We start from the raw sequence: 15,436 nt of genomic DNA, 5'->3' as shown, positions 1-15,436 counted from the left end.
ACGGGGCTCGTCAACAGGAGACCAAGGTGAAGCCGATGGTTTCCACGACAGTGAAGAACTCGATCGACCGGGTTGAACACAGATGAACGCAGGCATGGCGCGCCGGGTTCGGTGCCATGACGTCAACCGTTCCAACCGCCCGGTGCGGACCCGCATGCCGGGTGGTGTGGCAGGGGAGCGGCCTTCGGGCCGTCCCCTATGCCGATCTGGCGCGCGTCGCGCGCCGGCGCAATCAATCGAGCGTGATGTTGGCCTTCTTGATCACGGTGCGCCAGTAGCCGAGCTCCTTGTTCAGCAAGCCGCCCAGCGCGACCGGATTCAGGTAACGCACTTCGACGCCCTGTGCGGCGGCCTGCTTCTTCGCTTCCGGCGTCTCGAGCGCGATCTTGACACCATTGCTCAGTTGCTCGACCAATGCCGGCGGCGTGCCGGCCGGGGCGAACAGTGCGACCCACGCCTCGAGCATGAAGTCGGGCAGGCCCGCTTCGGCCGTGGTCGGAATCGTCGGCATCATCGGATGACGGCTCTTGCCGGCAATCGCCAGCGCCTTCAGCTTGCCCGACTGCACGTGCTGCATCACCGACGGCGGCGTGGTGATGAACACTTGCACCTGTCCTGCCAGCACGTCGGCGATCGCCTGGCCCGAACCCTTGTACGGCACGTGCACCATGTCGGTGCCGGTCTGCTGCTTGAACAATTCGGTGCCGATATGCGACAGCGAGCCATTGCCCTGCGAAGCATAGTTGACCTTGCCGGGATTCTTCTTCAGGTAGGCGATCAGTTCGGCCAGCGTGTTGACAGGCAGCGAAGGGTGCACGGCGACGACGTTGGTGGCGGCGACCAGCAGCGCCACCGGCGTGAAGTCCTTGATCGGGTCCCAGGGCAGTTGCGGCATCAACGCCGGATTGGCGGTGTGATACGCCGAGTACGACACCAGCAGGGTGGCGCCGTCCGGCGCGGAGCGGGCAACCATCTGGTAGGCGATATTGCCGCTGCCGCCAGGGCGGTTGTCGACGACCACCGTATGCTTGAGTATCTGCCCAAGCGACTGGCCGACCACGCGCGCCGCGGTGTCGACCACGCCGCCTGGCGGGTTCGGCACGATCAGGGTAATCGGCCGGGATGGCAGCGCTTGGGCAAATGCCGCCGCGGAGGTGAGCAGCAGCATGCTGCAGGCAAGTTTGCGGAACATCGTCAGTCTCCTTTGATTGTGTGAAGGCGGCCCGCACTGCGGCGGGCTCGGGGCGAAGCATGTGAACTGAGCAAATCTACCGGTTAAATGACGAGCCGGCCTTCGTATTATCGACTCCCTTGCCTTCGCAATCGACGAAGGCTTCGCGGTCCACGAAGCATGCAGCGTCAAATAAAATATTTCGCTTGCCGACCGCTTGCGGTCACACTGGCCGGGGGAACCTTTCGATGTCGATACCACCTTCTACTTATGAATAATCAAATTCTCGCGGGCATACGGATTCTGGAGCTCGGCCAGCTGATCGCCGGGCCCTTCGCCGCCAAGACGCTGGCCGACTTCGGCGCCGAAGTAATCAAGGTCGAAACGCCGGGGGACGGCGACCCCTTGCGCAAATGGCGCATGCTGCACAACGGCACATCGGTCTGGTGGCAGGCGCAGTCGCGCAACAAGCAGTCGGTGTGCATCGACTTGCGCACCGACGAAGGGCGGCAACTGGCGCGCACGCTGGCACTGTCGGCCGATGTGCTGATCGAGAATTTCCGGCCCGGCACCATGGAAAAGTGGGGGATGGGCTGGGAGGAATTGCATCGCGCCAATCCTCGGCTGATCATGTTGCGCGTTTCCGGCTACGGCCAGGATGGGCCGAAGCGCGATGAGCCAGGCTTTGCCGCAATCGCCGAGGCAATGGGCGGCTTGCGCTACATCACTGGCGAGCCGGGGCGGGCGCCGGTGCGCGCCGGAGTGTCGCTGGGCGATACGCTGGCAGGCTTGCACGGCGCGCTCGGCATCATGCTGGCGCTGTATCAGCGCGATGCCAAGGGCGGCGCCGGCCAGATGATCGACGTCGCGCTGTACGAGTCGGTGTTCAACATGACCGAGAGCCTGCTGCCGGAGTATTCGGCGTTCGGCGCGATCCGCGAGCCGGCCGGCGGCGCCTTGCCCGGCATTGCACCATCGAACGCCTACCGCTGCAAGGATGGCGATTACGTCCTGATCGCCGGCAACGGCGACTCGATCTTCAAGCGCCTGATGGTATTGATCGGCCGTACCGACCTGGCCGACGACCCCGGGCTGGCAAGGAACGACGGGCGCGCCGGCCGCGCCGATGAACTCGATGCTGCGATTGAAGCCTGGACCAGGTCTGTATCGATCGAGGAGGCGCTGGCAGGCCTGAAGGCGGTCGACGTCCCTTCAGGGCGGATCTATTCCGCCAAGGATATCGCCGACGATCCGCATTACCGGGCGCGCGGCGTCATTGAAAAAGTGCGCAGCGCGGACGGACTGGAAGTCGAGGTGCCGGGCGTGATGCCGAAACTGTCGGGCAATCCCGGCGCCATTCGCCAGCGCGCGCCGGCCCTGGGCGAACACACGGAGCAGGTATTGAGCGATGCCGGCCTGTCCGCGGCGGAGATTGCCGCCTTGAGAGCGAGGGGTGTAGTGGGCTGAGCCGGGGCCGCCTTGCGCATATGGCAGAATGAAACTCTTGCCGACGAAACGGTGCGTAAAGGAGATAGGCGGTGAACTATGCCCGGTTCGATCTGGTCACCCTCAAGCTGTTCATTGAAATTGCGCGCAGCGGCAGTATCACCCGCGGCGCCCAGCAGTCGAACCTTGCCGTCGCCTCCGCCAGCAAGCGCGTGTCGGACCTGGAAGCGCATCTGGGAACCAGGTTGCTTTACCGCCACGCCAATGGCGTCACCCTGACCGAAGCCGGCCACGCCTGTTTCCAGCATTCGCTGGGGATTTTGCAGGAGGTCGACAAGATGTCGGGCGCGCTGTCCGACTATGCCGCCGGCACCAGGGGACACGTGCGTATCTGGGCCAACACGTCCGCCATCACCCAGTTCCTTCCCGACGACCTGAGCCGGTTCCGGCGCGACCATCCGGGCATCCGCATCAGCCTGGAAGAGCGCAACAGCGGCGACGTGGTGGCGGCGGTGCGCGAAAACCGCGCCGATGTCGGCATCTTCGCCGACCGCACCGCGGTGGCCGACATCGAAGTGTTCAAGTATCGCCAGGACCAGCTGGTGCTGATCGTTGCCAAGGACCACCCATTGGCGATCCACGACAGCCTGCCGCTGGCCGATGCACTGGACTATGAATTTGTCAGCCTGTCGGAAGCGACGTCGCTTGCCGAGCGCTTGCATGCGGAATGCCGCCGCCTTGAAAAGCCGCTCAAGCTGAGCATCCAGGTGCGCAGCTTCGACGCCGTCTGCCGAATGGTGATGGTGGGCCTGGGCATCGGCCTGCTGCCGTACCTGGCAGCCGAGCCGCATGTGCGCTCGATGGGCCTGAAGCTGATCACGCTTGACGATGAATGGGCCGAGCGCACGCTGCTGCTGGCGCTGCGCAGCACCGTGGCGCTGGCCGCGCCCGTCAGGCTGCTGGCCGCCAGCCTCAGCGCCGATGCGGCCGCGGCGATTCACCGTTCTTTGCCGGCAGTACCGGCGCCGATGCAGATCGGTGAAGTGCGAAGCAGAAGTGCGTAGCTAAACTTACCGAGCGGTCACCCAGCCTTCTTTTTCTTCTGCGCCTTCTCGTATTCCTGGAACTCCTCGATGTGCTTGGCGCGGCGCAGCAGCTTCGAGTGCGGATCGAGCGTCCAGGTAGCGCCGGCCGGCAGCGAGATGCTGGCGCTGCCGGCGGTCATCGCCACCGTCTGCACGGCGGCGCCGATGCGCACGTCGACCGGCATCGGAAATGGCTTGTCGTCTTTCGTTTTCCAGCGCAATTTCAGTTGGCCGTCGGCCGTTTCGGCCAGCAGCTCGGGCAGCTCGGCCTGGTACAGGTAGACGTCGAAGAACCAGCCCAGGTCGCGCCCGCTGGCCTGGTTGACGAAGCCGATGAATTCGCGCGTGGTGGCGTAGCGCGGCGTCATGGCGCCGGGCGCCGGCTGCTCGGTGCCGTATACCAGCTTGCGCACGGCGCGGAAAAACACGTCGTCGCCGACCAGCGCGCGCAGCGAATGCATCACCAGCGCACCCTTGACGTAGATATCCTGGCCAGGCCCGCCGCGCTTGATGTCGTAGACATCCTCGACGACGTGCGGCTTGCCCGACACCATGGCGGCCTTGTTGACGATGGTCGAGCGCAGCTTCATCAGGCTGGAGAAATACTCCTGGTCGCCGCGCAGGTACTGCAGGTAGAGCGGCTGCATGTAGCTGCCCAGTCCCTCGTGCAGCCACATGTCGTCCCAGTCCATGTTGGTGACCTGGTTGCCGAACCATTCGTGGGCGAATTCGTGCTGCAGCAAGTCGTCGTAGCCGTACATGGTCTTGGCATACTTGTTGCCGTAGGCGTTGATGGTCTGGTGCTCCATGCCCTTGTGCGGCGTTTCGACGACGCCCATCTTTTCGTCGCCGAACGGGTAGGGGCCGAGCGTGCTCTCGAAGAAGTCGAGCATCAGCGCGAACTCCTTCATCAGCTCGCGCGCCTGCGCTTCGCTTTGCGGCAAGTGCCAGAAGCGCAGCGGGATGGTGTTGCCGAAGCGGCTGCGGTACTCGTCCGACAGCAGCTTGTACGGCCCGACGTTGACCGAAATGCCGTAGGTGCTCGGGTTCTTCGCGCGCCAGTGCCAGGTGCGCCAGCCGTCGGCTTCGTCCATGCCGAGGGCGATGCCGGCGCCGGCCGCCACCAGCGGCGCCGGCACGGCGATGTGCTGGTCGATCAGTTTGGCTTTCCCCATCGGATGGTCGATGCACGGCCAGAACAGGTCGCAGCCTTCGCCCTGCACCGCGCTGGCGATCCACGGCTGGCCGTCCGGCGTGCTGGACCAGACGAAGCCGCCATCCCACGGCGCCATTTTTGCCACGTGCGGCGCGCCGTGGTAGCGCACCCGCACGGCGACGCGCGCGCCGGCGGCCAACTGGCGCGGCAGCGTAATCGCCAGGCGGCCGTCGGGATTGCTGTAGGCGCTGGCCGGCAGCAGCTGGCCGTCGACCGCCACCGAGTCGATCGGCAGGTGGTTGTCGAGGTCGAGCACGATGCGGCCCAGCGGCGACAACGCCTGGAACGTCAAGGTGGCGTCGCCGCGGATGGTGCGGCTGGCCGGATCGATGCGCAGTGCCAGGTCGGCTTTCTCGAACACGACGGCGAGCTGCTCGGGAGCGCGCTCGGCGCCGGAGTTGACGGTGCGGGTGGTCAGCGTGGGCTGGCTGGCACAGGCCGACAACAGCAGGCAGGCACAGAAAATCAGGGATCGGGTCATGGCGGGTGAGCGGGAAAAGGGAGGCAAGAAATTTAACACAGCGCTTGTTCAAGTTGCAATTGATCAATGGCTGGCACGGACGGGAACCGGTGTATGCTGTGCGCCTTTCTCCCTACCGCCACCACCATGACCACCGACGCACTGGACGACCCGGCCGACGCCGCCCCCGACTACAACGAGATCGGCCGCTTCATCTACGGCACCGCGCGCCTGGAAGCGGCGCTGGCCGACATGCTCGAGACGATGGGACAGGGCGGCGCCGACCACGCCGAGCTGGCCGCCAACGTGCGCCAGGCGCAGGCCAACTTTTCCGCGCTGCCGGCGGCAGAGGGAGACCGCATCGCGTTCACCGCGCTGATGCACGTGCTCGGCACGTTCGCGCTGCAACGCGACGCGATGTTCGACGCCATCACATCGATGCCGGCCGAAGAGCTGGCGGCGCGCAACGAGTCGCTGGCGGCGGCGACGGCCGAAGTGCGGCGCCTGGCCGCCATCGCGCGCGACCTGGCCGCCAGCGGCGAGTGAAAGCGGCGATGCCTATACCGATGTTCTCGGCCCGGCGCGTGTTGATGATCGCCGGCGCTATTCTGGCCATGTTGTCGGCAGGTTGCGCGCCGCTATCGCCGGCGCCCGCCACGCAGCTCGACCGTGCCCGCCTTGCCGACATCGACCGCGCGATCGGCGCGGTGGTCGCCACGCGCGGCATGCCGGGTGCGGTGTTCCACCTCGAGCGCAACGGCGAACGATACCAGCGCGCCTACGGCCGCCTCAGCTATGACGACGGCGCCGCCGCGGTCGCACCCGCCACCGTGTTCGACGCCGCCTCGCTGACCAAGGTGCTGGCGACGGCGCCGTCGGTGCTGCTGCTGGCCGAAGCCGGCAAGCTCGACCTCGAAGCGCCGCTCGCGCGCTACTTCCCCGAATGCGGCGGCAACGGCAAGGACGGCATGACGGTGCGCCACCTGCTGACCCACAACTCCGGCTTGCCCGCCGGGCTGCCGGCGCTGCCGGCCTGGGAAGGCACGGCCGCCGCCCAAGAGCTGGCGTGCGCGCGGCGGGTGACGGACGCGCCGGGCGCCGCGTTCCGCTATTCGGACGTCAACTACATCCTGCTCGGCAATCTGGTGCAGCGCGTGTCCGGCATGCCGCTCGACGAGTTTGCGCAGCGCCATATCTTTACGCCGCTGAGGATGCACCAGACCGGCTACCTGCCGCTGGCGCGGATCGACGCCGCCGCCATCGCGCCGACCCAGCGCGGCGCCGCCGGCGTGCTGCAAGGCGTGGTGCACGACCCGACCGCGCGGCGCATGCGCGGCGTGGCCGGCTCGGCCGGCGTGTTCACCAGCGCCGGCGACGTCGCCCGCTTTGCGCGCATGTTGCTCGCCGGAGGCGAGCTGGACGGCACGCGCATCCTCAGCGCCGACAGCGTGCGCCTGATGACGACGGTGCAGTCGCCGCCTGGGCTAGCGCAGTTGCGCGGCATGGGCATGGACATCGATTCGCCGTTCGCGCGCCCGCGCGGCGAGCTGTTCCCGATTGGCAGTTTCGGTCACACCGGCTTTACCGGCTGCATCCTGTGGATCGATCCGCGCTCGGGCACCTTCTACGTGTTCCTGTCGAACCGCGTTTATCCCGACGACAAGAGCAACATCTTGTCGCTGTACGGCCGGCTCGGCACGCTGGCGGCGCAGGCGGCGCTTGGCGTCGAGTTTGCCGCGCTGCGGCGCGCCGCGCCTTAGAGCGCCTGACAAAACCCTACTTGCCTTTTAAGTAACAAGCGCCGTACACTGAGCTGTACGAAGGACCGTTATCGGCCAGGATCGGAACTCGACCCCCACGACCCCGCACCAATAAGCTTGTTGGAGTTCTCCCCCGATGAACCTGTTCAGTTTTGTAGTACCCTTCGGTCTCATTGGCCCAGCACTAACGGTAGGGGTTTTCGCATACCTGTGGCGTGATTTGCTTCCACATTTTTGGTCGTTCATTGGAATTGGAGCGCTGGCGTCATACATCTTGATGGCCATGTGCCTTACGTGGGCGCTTTCCAATGCTGGCATCACAGGTAACCTATCTGGCATACCAACGCCAGCACTGGATCCGCTCGCCATTCGCTATCTCTGGTTCATGTTGGTGTGGCTGGCCGGAAGTGCGGTCATCCTGTTGCTCACGCGGCATCTTTTATCGAAAAGATAAGCAGGCGCCGCCACAAGCGATCATTCCATACGAGCCAAATGCTGTTCTCAAGACCGGGATTCCTTGGGAGTACCAGCCGCGTGAGCTCGGCTGCGGCTGCGGCATGACGTCCTGGTGTCGGCTGCACGAATGGATGCGAGCGGGCGTCTTCCTCGCCTCCGCAGATTGCGTCCGCATGAGCGAAGAACGGCGCTCTTAGTGCTTGCGGTGCTGCAGGAACCAGTCGAACAGGCCGGCGTCGCCGTAAGCATGGAGCCAAGCGTCGGCGTGACCGCCGTCGGCCAGCATGGTGTAGGTGACGTCGCCGCCGGCAGCCTTCAGCGCGGCCACCATGCGCGCCGATTCAAGTTCGGGCACCGACTGATCTTTCTTGCCGTGAAACACCCACGTCGGCACGTCCTTCAGCTGGCCGATGCGCAGCGTGTTGCCGCCGCCGCACACCGGCGCGATTGCGGCGAAGTAACTGGGGTAGTTGATCGCAAGGTCCCAGGCGCCGTAGCCGCCCATCGACATGCCGGTCAGGTAGACGCGGCTGCGGTCGACGTTGTACTTGGCCAGTACCTCATCGATCATGCCCTTGAGCAGCCTGGCGTGCCACCATTCGCCGTCCGGCGCCTGCGGCGACACCACCATGAACGGAAAGGCCGGATCCTTCTCGACAATTGCCGGCGGACCCCACGCCTTCACCTTGTTCAGGTCGGTGCCGCGCTCGCCGGAGCCGTGCAAGAAGATGATCAGCGGAACCGGCTCGCCCTTGGCGGAGTACGACTTCGGCAGGAAGGCCAGGTAGCTGATCTTTGCCGCAACGTTGGCCGTGCGGACTTTTTGCACGGGCTGCGCCTGCGCCGACAGCGCGACGCCGAGAGCCAGGCCAGCGGCGAGAACATGGCGGGCGGGCGTTTTCATGGCGCGCGATTCCGTTCGAGGGTGGAAATGCACTCTAGCATATTGAGATCGGCGCTTGGCATGTCCAAGGCTTGAGGTGCCATAATCGAAAAAAAAGCGGCCCGAAGGCCGCTTGATTGAAGATGGCGGATTGCCGATCGGATCAGCGCTGACGGCGACGACGCGCGGCCGCACCCATGTTGATCAGGCCCAGGCCCAGCAATGCCATCGAACCTGGCTCAGGCACGTTGACGGTGATTTCCGAGGTGGCGCGCTCGTTACCATTGACGCCAACCAGGCGGATCGCCGTGCTGCTGGCGCCGAACGGGTTGAAGTCGTAGATTCCGGCGGTGATGAACGTCATTTCCATGTTCCAGGCATCCTGGCCGCTGGCGCCGTACTGGGGCAACGTGGTCAGGTCGAACAGGCGGACGTAGTCAACGCCGGCGCCCGGGTCTTTGTCGATTTCGAGGAATACCTGGCAGGTGCTGCAGCCACGGGTGTTGTAGGAAAAGTCGAAACTCCAGATAGCGTAGTTCTTGCCGTCCGGGCCATATACGCCCTGCATTGCGTAGAAGGTGCTGACGCCGTCGTTAGGCAGCAGAGGACCGTTCTTGTATCCATGCGCGCCCATCGCGACGAAACCGCCATTGATGCCGAATGCGACACGGTTGAACAGCACGGTTTCCAGGCCGGTGCTTGGCACTGGCGGCCAGGCAGGTGGCGCCAGCGTGGTCAGCGCAGCGGTGGCGTGAATGCGGCGCGTATATTTGTGTTAATTGACTCGGCGTCGCCCACGGCATGGCGGTAACTAGCCAATAAAAAGTCAACCGGATGGGTTGGCTCTTTATTGGCGCCCGCGATCGCGGACGTTGAACGCTTGCTTACTTTGCCGCACTCAGGCAAGTTTTCATGAATGCCTTGCGTTCGTCGCCCTTTTTACCGACGGCGTCGGCATTGCACGTTTTCATCTTGGTTTGCTGGGCGGTCACCGCCTTGGCAGGCTTCGCGCTCAGGCATTCCTTCATGAATGCCTTGCGCTCGTCGCCTTTTTTGCCGGTGGCATCGGTGTTGCAGGTGACCATCTTGCTCTGCTGCGCCGTCTTGGCGGCGGGCGCCGCCGGCGCGGCGGCTGGCTGGGCAAGGGCGAAACCGGACATCGATAGCGCTACACAAGCAAAAACAAGCTTCTTCATGATGAATATCCCCACTGGTTGGAAATGCATAATTCGCCGGTTTCGCATGCCGACGATAACTGAAAGCAATCATGCCGCCAATTCGGCGTAATGACAAGCAAATTGCATAACCGCCGTGGCGGGCAATCGCGCCTCACTTCGCTTGCCTTTCCGTTAATGGATGCTACTCTGGATGCTCGATCCGATAACCCATCAATCAGGAGGAAAAATGTCATACATCGACGGTTTCATCACCCCGGTACCAAAGGACAAGATTGACGCGTACAAGCGCATGTCGACAACGTGCGGCGCCATCTGGAAGGAGTTCGGCGCGCTGAGCTTTCGTGAGTGCATCGCCGATGACGTCAAGCCCGGCCAGTGGACCTCGTTCCCGCAGGCGGTCAAGCTCGAAGAGAATGAAGTGGTCGTGTTCTCGTGGATCGAATACGCCTCGCGCGCCGACCGTGACGCCATCAACGACAAGGTCATGAAGGATCCCCGCCTGGAAGAGTTCATGAAGCCTGAGGCGATGCCGTTCGACGGCAAGCGCATGATCTACGGTGGCTTCGAGACATTGGTCGACATGTAGGAGCGCACGCGGTTCACAGCAGCGACAGCGCCGGGCCGTCTTGCGGGCCGAGCCAGGTCAACGCGAAGCGCTTGCGCGTGGCGGCCAGTGCCGGGGCGTCGCCGCGCTTGCGGTAGACCTCGACCAGGCCGCGCAGCGCCCAGCCGTTGCTCGGCGTGCGCGCCAGCGAATCGCGGAAGGCCTGCTCGGCCTCATCGAGCCGGCCGGCGCGCAGCAGCGCCGCACCGAGCGACTGGCGCACCGGGTAATACCAGTAGGGCGGCTCGATGTAGGGCAGCGCGTCCTGCACCGCCACCGCTTCCTGGTAGGCCTTGATGGCAGCCGGCAGGTCGCCCCTGGCGTCGGCCACGCGGCCGGCAGCCACTGCGCGCGCCGTCTGCACGATTTCCTTCGCCGGCACCGCCCAGTCGGTCAGCGCCTTGAAGTTGCCGGTGCGCTCGATATTGGCGAGCGCGTCGACCTCGGCGCCGGCCGCGGCCAGCGCGCCCTTGCGCGCTGGCCGCGGCCAGCGCGCCCTTGCGCGCCAGGCCGGTGGCGCGGGCGTAGTGCCACATCGCCTTCACCAGCACGAAGTCGGGCCCGGGGTCGGGCAGCGCGACCAGCACGTCCGGGCTGGAAAACTGCACGTGCGAGAAGTACGGCGCCGCCTTGACCGGCTGCAGCACCGCGAATTCCTTCACCAGGTCGGCGCCGATCGACTTGTCGAGCTTGTCGGCCGACGCCAGCGCGGTCTTGCCGTCGCCGCCCATCAGCGCCGACACCATGACGAAATGGATGTTGTGCGGGTAGTAGGAACCCTTGTAGACCGGGTCGCTGGCCGACGTGCGGAAGTATTTTTCATCGGCGGCGATGGCGGCGACGTTCGAGTCGAGCGCCTCCTTGTACAGGCCGATGCGGTAGTAGATGTGCGACGGCATGTGGACGATGTGGCCGGCACCGGGAATCTGCGCGGCCAGCACGCGCGCCGCCGGCAGCGCCTTGTCCGGGTGGGTCGACGCCTCCATCGCGTGGATGTAGTAATGGGCCGCGCCCGGATGGGTCGGATGGCGCTCGAGCACCCGCTCGAGCGCGGCGACCATGTCGGCGGTGCGGTTCTTCGGTTTGCTGCCGCCCGCTTCCCAGTAGTCCCACGGCGACAGGTCCATCAGCGCTTCGGCATACAGCACCTGGATGGTGTCGTCGTTGGGGAAGGCGCGCGCGGCGTCGGCCATCGCATCGGCGTAGGCCCTGTCGAGCGGCGCGCGGTCGGCCGGCGGCGCGGCCTGGTAGCGCCGGGCGACGGCGCGGATCAGTGCCTGTTCGGCCGGCTTTGCATTGCCGGCGCGTGCCAGCGCATTGGCCGTGGCGGCGGCGGCCGGCGCTGCCGCGGCGGGGAACATCGGCGCGTTGATGTTCGGGCCGAGCACCAGCGCCTCGCCCCAGTAGCACATGGCGCAGCCGGCATCGAACTGCTGCGCGGCGCGAAAGGCGCGCGCCGCTTCGGCGTGGTTGAAAGCGAACAGCAAGCGCATGCCCTGGTCGAAATACGCCTGCGCCTTGGCGCTGCTGGTGGTGACCGGCACGTGCAGCTTGCCCAGGTCCTGGTACAGCGGCGGCGTGCCCTCGCTGGCCGGGGCCGGCAACTGGCGCCCGGGCGTGAAAGGCCTGGTCTCGGCCTGCGCCAGCACCAGCTGGTCGAGCAGCGGCGGGCGGCCGGGCCTGGCCGGCGCGCAGGCAGCGCCCTGGGTGAACAGCGGATCGAAGGCCGGGACAGGGGCGGGCCGCTCGGCCAAGGTCGGCGCGAAGGTGGCCAGCGCGCCTGCGCCGGCGGCGGCGACCGCGGCGACCAGTGTTCTCTGTCTCATATGTCCCCCTGCCGGCGGCAATTGTTCAGTGAACGCGAAATTCGCTAGTGCGTACGTCAAGTCTAGTCAAAAAAATCGCGGAATCAAGCGGGTAGAATCGTCACCATCAGGTATGGAGGAGCGCTTGCGATGATGCCGAAGATAGTGTGGGTGCTGTTGCCGCTGGCGCTGTACGGCGCCTGGCTCGGCGTGGCGGCGGCGCGCGGGCGCCTGCCGCCGCGGCAGTCGCTCAACGTGCAGACTTCGCTGCTGCTGGTGACCTACCTGCTGGCGACCGCCGGCCTGGGCATCTTCTGGGTCGCCAACCAGCAGCTGCCGGTGTTCGACTGGCACTACCTGTTCGGCTACTGCACCGTGCTGCTGGTATCGATCCACCTGATCTTCAACCTGCCGATGGTGGTGCGCTGGCTGCGCGGCCCAGCGCGCGCAGCCACCACCCCGCGCAGCCGCATTCCCGCGCTGAAGGTACTCGCCATCGTCGCCGCGCTGGGCGCCGCATTTTTTCTCGGTACGCGGCAGCGCGCCACCGAAGCGCTGCCGATGCCCGTGGCCGGCGCCGCGGCCGACGGCGGCGCCGTCGACGCGCTGGTGCGCTTCCACGAGTTCTCGTCCGAATCGCGCGCCAGCGTGTTCCGGCGCGCCCCCGGCATCGAGTGGGGCGCGGCGCCGCCGGCATTCAAGCGCTATCCGAACGCGCGGCACGTCGCCCTGCCGGCGGGCGGCGTCGGCGCCGCTGGCCTGAGCGCGGCGCTGCGTGCGCCGGCAGCGTCGGCGCGCGCAGAGCCGCTGCGCCTGGCCGAACTGGGCGACATCCTGTTCATGGCGGCCGGTGTCACCGAGCGGCGCGGCGGCAATGCGCTGCGCGCGGCGCCATCGTCCGGCGCGCTGTTCTCCAACGAGCTGTACGTGATCGCGCGCGCTGTCGACGGCTTGCCGGCCGGCGTCTATCACTACGACCCCGACCAGCACCGCCTCGACGTGCTCGGGACTATCCCTGCCGTGACTGGCGCGCCGGGCGCCGACGACGCCGACGCGCTGCTGGTCGCCACTTCCATCTTCCGCCGCACCGGCTACAAATACCGCGACCGCGCCTACCGCTACGTCACCGCCGACACCGGCCACCTGCTGGAGAACCTGCGCGCCGCCGGCCACGCCGCCGGCATGCGCGCGCAGCTCGAGAGCCGCTTCGACGACGCCCGGCTGGCGCGCGCGCTCGGCGTTGACGGCGTCGAGGAGGGCGTGCTGGCGGCGATGACCCTGCGCCGTGGCGGCGCCGCGCCGGCGCCGGCCGCCCGCTTCGCCGCGCCATCGCCGGCACCCGGCGGCGCGCTCGGCATCACCAGCGCGGTGCACCAGGCCACCTCGCTCAGGCTGACGGCGGACGGCGCCGGATCGGTTGCGCTGCCGGCGCCGGCGGTGGCGGCCATGCCGCTCAAGCGCGTGATCGGCCAGCGCCGCAGCGAGCGCCGCTTCCATGCCGATCCGGTGCCGCTGGCCGCGCTGTCGTCGCTGCTGGCCGACATGGCGCAGCCGCCGCAGTTGTCCGACGCGGTGCGCATCCACCTCGTCGTCAACCGGGTCGATGGACTGGCGCCCGGCGTGTACCGCTATCTCGACACGCATGCGCTTGAGCGCGTGCGTGGCGGCGACTTCGCCGCCGCGGCGCAGTCGGCGGCGCTGGCGCAGGATGTCATCGGCGCCGCCGCGGTGGTGCTGGTGCTGTCGGTCGAGCGCGAGCCGTTGCTGGCCGGCGGCGCGCGCGGCTATCGCCATGGCTTCATCGAAGCGGGGATGGTCGGCGAACGCTGGCTGCTCGGCGCGGTGGCGCGCGGCCTGGCCGCCTGCCCGGTCGGAGCCTTCTACGACGACGAGGCGGCGGCGCTGATCGGCATCGACCGCCAGCGTCAGTGGGTGGTGCATTTCGCCGCGCTCGGGGTGCCGGCCGACCGCAACGCCGACTAGGCGGCCAGCTTCAACGCCGACTCGTGGACCGGCCGGTGGCGCGGACGGCGCAGCCGTTCCACGGTCTGCAGCATCGTCAGGTTCAGCACGTCGCGCTGTGCGTGGCTGCCGCCGAAGCGGTGCGCCTGCGCCGGCAGGCTTGCCAGCAAGGTCAGCGCCAGCGTGTCGTCGCCGCGGCCGAATGCCATCAGCGCGCGGCAGGCGGGCAGGCCGAGCATGCGCGTGGTGGCGCCGTGGCGCGTCTGGCGCGCCTGGCATTCGGCCAGCACGCGCTCGAGATGGCGCGCGCGGTCCCAGTCACCGGCGCCAACGAATGCCAGCATCGCGTGCAGGTCGTTGAAGCTGCAGAAGCGGTCTTCGAGGTGCGGCGCCCATGCGTCGGCCAGTTCGGCCCAGCGCGCGCCGGCGTCGCCGCCGCGCAGCAGCACGCGCCACAGCAGGGCGGCGGCGTCGATCAGGTCGGCGATGGCAGTGCTGCCGCCGGTGCGGATGCGCTGGTCGTAGATTTTCAAAGCCAGGTCGTGCCGGTCCTGCGCCAGGTGGAACAAGGCGACGTGCCACCAGCAGTGGGTCGCCACCACCGTCTGGTTGCCCCATGCGCCACTGTGGCGGCCGAGCCAGCGCACGCCGGCGTCGGGCCGCTCGCTCATCTCGAACACGTGCGCCATCGCGTGGTGCGCGCGGGCGTCGGCGGGATTGAGCGCCAGCGCCGCTTCGGCCGCTTCCTCGGCGCGCTCGTACTCGCCCGACTCGACCAGGCCGAACGCGCGCATCGACAGCACCGCATGGTAGCCCGGCAGCTCGCGCGACCAGGCCGGCAGCACGGCGGCGACGCGCTGGATCAGCTGCTCGATGTCGCCGAGCGCGTAGTCGAGCATGTGGCCGATCTGCAGTGCCAGCACGTCGCGCGGGTACACGCGCAGCAGGTCGACCAGCATCAGGCGGGCGCGCTCGTAGTCGTCGGCGAGCGCCGCACCGATCGCCGCCAGGTGCATGCGCTCGCGGTCGTTGGCCGGCAGGCTGACGGCGCCGAGCAGGATCGGGCGCGCCGCGGCGACCCTCGATGGGTCGCGGCTCGACAGGTTCAGCCAGGCGTGCAGCGCATGCGCCATCACGAACTGCGGCGCCTCCTGCAGCGCCGGCAGCAGTGCGTTATCGGCGCCGGCGCGCCAGCTTTGCGACAGCGCCAGTGCGCGTTCGAAGTCATCCAGCGCCGTCGATGAGGCGCCCGAGATGGCGCAGCCGCGCGCATCGACTTCGGCGCCGCGGGTAAGATTAATCCGTGCTTCCATTTCAGATTCTCCGGGGTGACACACGCATGTTGAGAAAAGCCTCGCCGCGTTGCAGGTGCATCGCTTGGAATCATTCTCGCGACATTGAGGCGATCAA

The 15,436-nt window shown here is 67.0% G+C and carries 15 protein-coding genes and 1 pseudogene; 8 read left to right on the top strand and 8 right to left on the bottom strand.

From position 1 onward, the window contains the following. Positions 1-232: 232 nt before the first annotated feature. On the bottom strand, positions 233-1,192 hold the full coding sequence (locus tag CR105_RS20775; protein ID WP_099791740.1) for a Bug family tripartite tricarboxylate transporter substrate binding protein: 960 nt from the start codon (positions 1,190-1,192) through the stop codon (positions 233-235). Between the two features lie 249 nt (positions 1,193-1,441). Here CR105_RS20775 and CR105_RS20770 point away from each other — a divergent pair, with 249 nt between their 5' ends. Both CR105_RS20770 and CR105_RS20765 read left to right on the top strand, forming a co-directional pair. Further along, entirely contained in the window at positions 1,442-2,638 is a 1,197-nt protein-coding gene (locus tag CR105_RS20770) for a CaiB/BaiF CoA transferase family protein (protein WP_099791738.1), read from the top strand. A gap of 71 nt (positions 2,639-2,709) precedes the next feature. Continuing rightward, the gene (locus CR105_RS20765; protein ID WP_099791736.1) at positions 2,710-3,681 is read left to right on the top strand and encodes a LysR substrate-binding domain-containing protein; all 972 of its coding nucleotides are present in this window, start codon (positions 2,710-2,712) and stop codon (positions 3,679-3,681) included. Between the two features lie 17 nt (positions 3,682-3,698). Here CR105_RS20765 and CR105_RS20760 read toward each other — a convergent pair whose 3' ends face one another. Beyond that, on the bottom strand, positions 3,699-5,399 hold the full coding sequence (locus CR105_RS20760; protein ID WP_099791734.1) for a M1 family metallopeptidase: 1,701 nt from the start codon (positions 5,397-5,399) through the stop codon (positions 3,699-3,701). A 126-nt stretch (positions 5,400-5,525) separates the two neighbouring features. Between CR105_RS20760 and CR105_RS20755 the strand changes: the two genes are divergently transcribed. From CR105_RS20755 to CR105_RS20745, 4 genes and pseudogenes are all read left to right on the top strand, one after another. After that, positions 5,526-5,924, top strand: a complete 399-nt coding sequence (locus tag CR105_RS20755; RefSeq protein WP_131021875.1) for a hypothetical protein — start codon at positions 5,526-5,528, stop codon at positions 5,922-5,924. Between the two features lie 8 nt (positions 5,925-5,932). After that, positions 5,933-7,138 (top strand): serine hydrolase domain-containing protein, encoded by a 1,206-nt coding sequence (locus CR105_RS20750; protein ID WP_229414047.1) that lies wholly within the window; start codon positions 5,933-5,935, stop codon positions 7,136-7,138. A gap of 136 nt (positions 7,139-7,274) precedes the next feature. Then, entirely contained in the window at positions 7,275-7,592 is a 318-nt protein-coding gene (locus tag CR105_RS28435) for a hypothetical protein (protein ID WP_180288250.1), read from the top strand. Between the two features lie 43 nt (positions 7,593-7,635). Then, a pseudogene (locus CR105_RS20745) lies at positions 7,636-7,743 on the top strand (IS5/IS1182 family transposase); the annotation flags it as partial. Between the two features lie 44 nt (positions 7,744-7,787). Here the strand turns inward: CR105_RS20745 and CR105_RS20740 are convergent. From CR105_RS20740 to CR105_RS20730, 3 genes are all read right to left on the bottom strand, one after another. Then, positions 7,788-8,498: a carboxylesterase family protein gene (locus CR105_RS20740; RefSeq protein WP_131021874.1), complete on the bottom strand. Its 711-nt coding sequence runs from the start codon at positions 8,496-8,498 to the stop codon at positions 7,788-7,790. Between the two features lie 142 nt (positions 8,499-8,640). Next, positions 8,641-9,159 (bottom strand): PEP-CTERM sorting domain-containing protein, encoded by a 519-nt coding sequence (locus CR105_RS20735; RefSeq protein WP_229414046.1) that lies wholly within the window; start codon positions 9,157-9,159, stop codon positions 8,641-8,643. 202 nt (positions 9,160-9,361) lie between these two features. After that, positions 9,362-9,673 (bottom strand): PsiF family protein, encoded by a 312-nt coding sequence (locus CR105_RS20730; RefSeq protein ID WP_099791730.1) that lies wholly within the window; start codon positions 9,671-9,673, stop codon positions 9,362-9,364. Between the two features lie 208 nt (positions 9,674-9,881). Between CR105_RS20730 and CR105_RS20725 the strand changes: the two genes are divergently transcribed. Beyond that, complete coding sequence (locus CR105_RS20725) at positions 9,882-10,241, top strand: DUF1428 domain-containing protein (RefSeq protein WP_099791728.1); 360 nt, start codon at positions 9,882-9,884, stop codon at positions 10,239-10,241. A gap of 13 nt (positions 10,242-10,254) precedes the next feature. Here the strand turns inward: CR105_RS20725 and CR105_RS29040 are convergent, their stop codons facing one another. Continuing rightward, the gene (locus CR105_RS29040) at positions 10,255-10,482 is read right to left on the bottom strand and encodes a tetratricopeptide repeat protein (RefSeq protein ID WP_229414045.1); all 228 of its coding nucleotides are present in this window, start codon (positions 10,480-10,482) and stop codon (positions 10,255-10,257) included. Then, positions 10,433-12,085 carry a hypothetical protein gene (locus tag CR105_RS20720; protein ID WP_229414044.1) on the bottom strand — a complete coding sequence of 551 codons (1,653 nt, stop codon included), beginning with the start codon at positions 12,083-12,085 and terminating at the stop codon, positions 10,433-10,435. The genes CR105_RS29040 and CR105_RS20720 overlap by 50 nt, the downstream gene beginning before the upstream one ends. A gap of 129 nt (positions 12,086-12,214) precedes the next feature. Between CR105_RS20720 and CR105_RS20715 the strand changes: the two genes are divergently transcribed. Beyond that, positions 12,215-14,047: a SagB/ThcOx family dehydrogenase gene (locus tag CR105_RS20715; protein WP_099791726.1), complete on the top strand. Its 1,833-nt coding sequence runs from the start codon at positions 12,215-12,217 to the stop codon at positions 14,045-14,047. Here the strand turns inward: CR105_RS20715 and CR105_RS20710 are convergent. Next, a complete protein-coding gene (locus CR105_RS20710; protein ID WP_131021784.1) occupies positions 14,044-15,339 on the bottom strand; it encodes a tetratricopeptide repeat protein in 1,296 nt (431 codons plus the stop codon). The genes CR105_RS20715 and CR105_RS20710 overlap by 4 nt on opposite strands. Between the last annotated feature and the right edge of the window lie 97 nt (positions 15,340-15,436).

Source organism: Massilia eurypsychrophila, from assembly GCF_002760655.1.
Classification (GTDB): Bacteria; Pseudomonadota; Gammaproteobacteria; order Burkholderiales; family Burkholderiaceae_D; genus JAFCUW01.
This window is presented reverse-complemented; position numbering and strand designations above follow the sequence as displayed.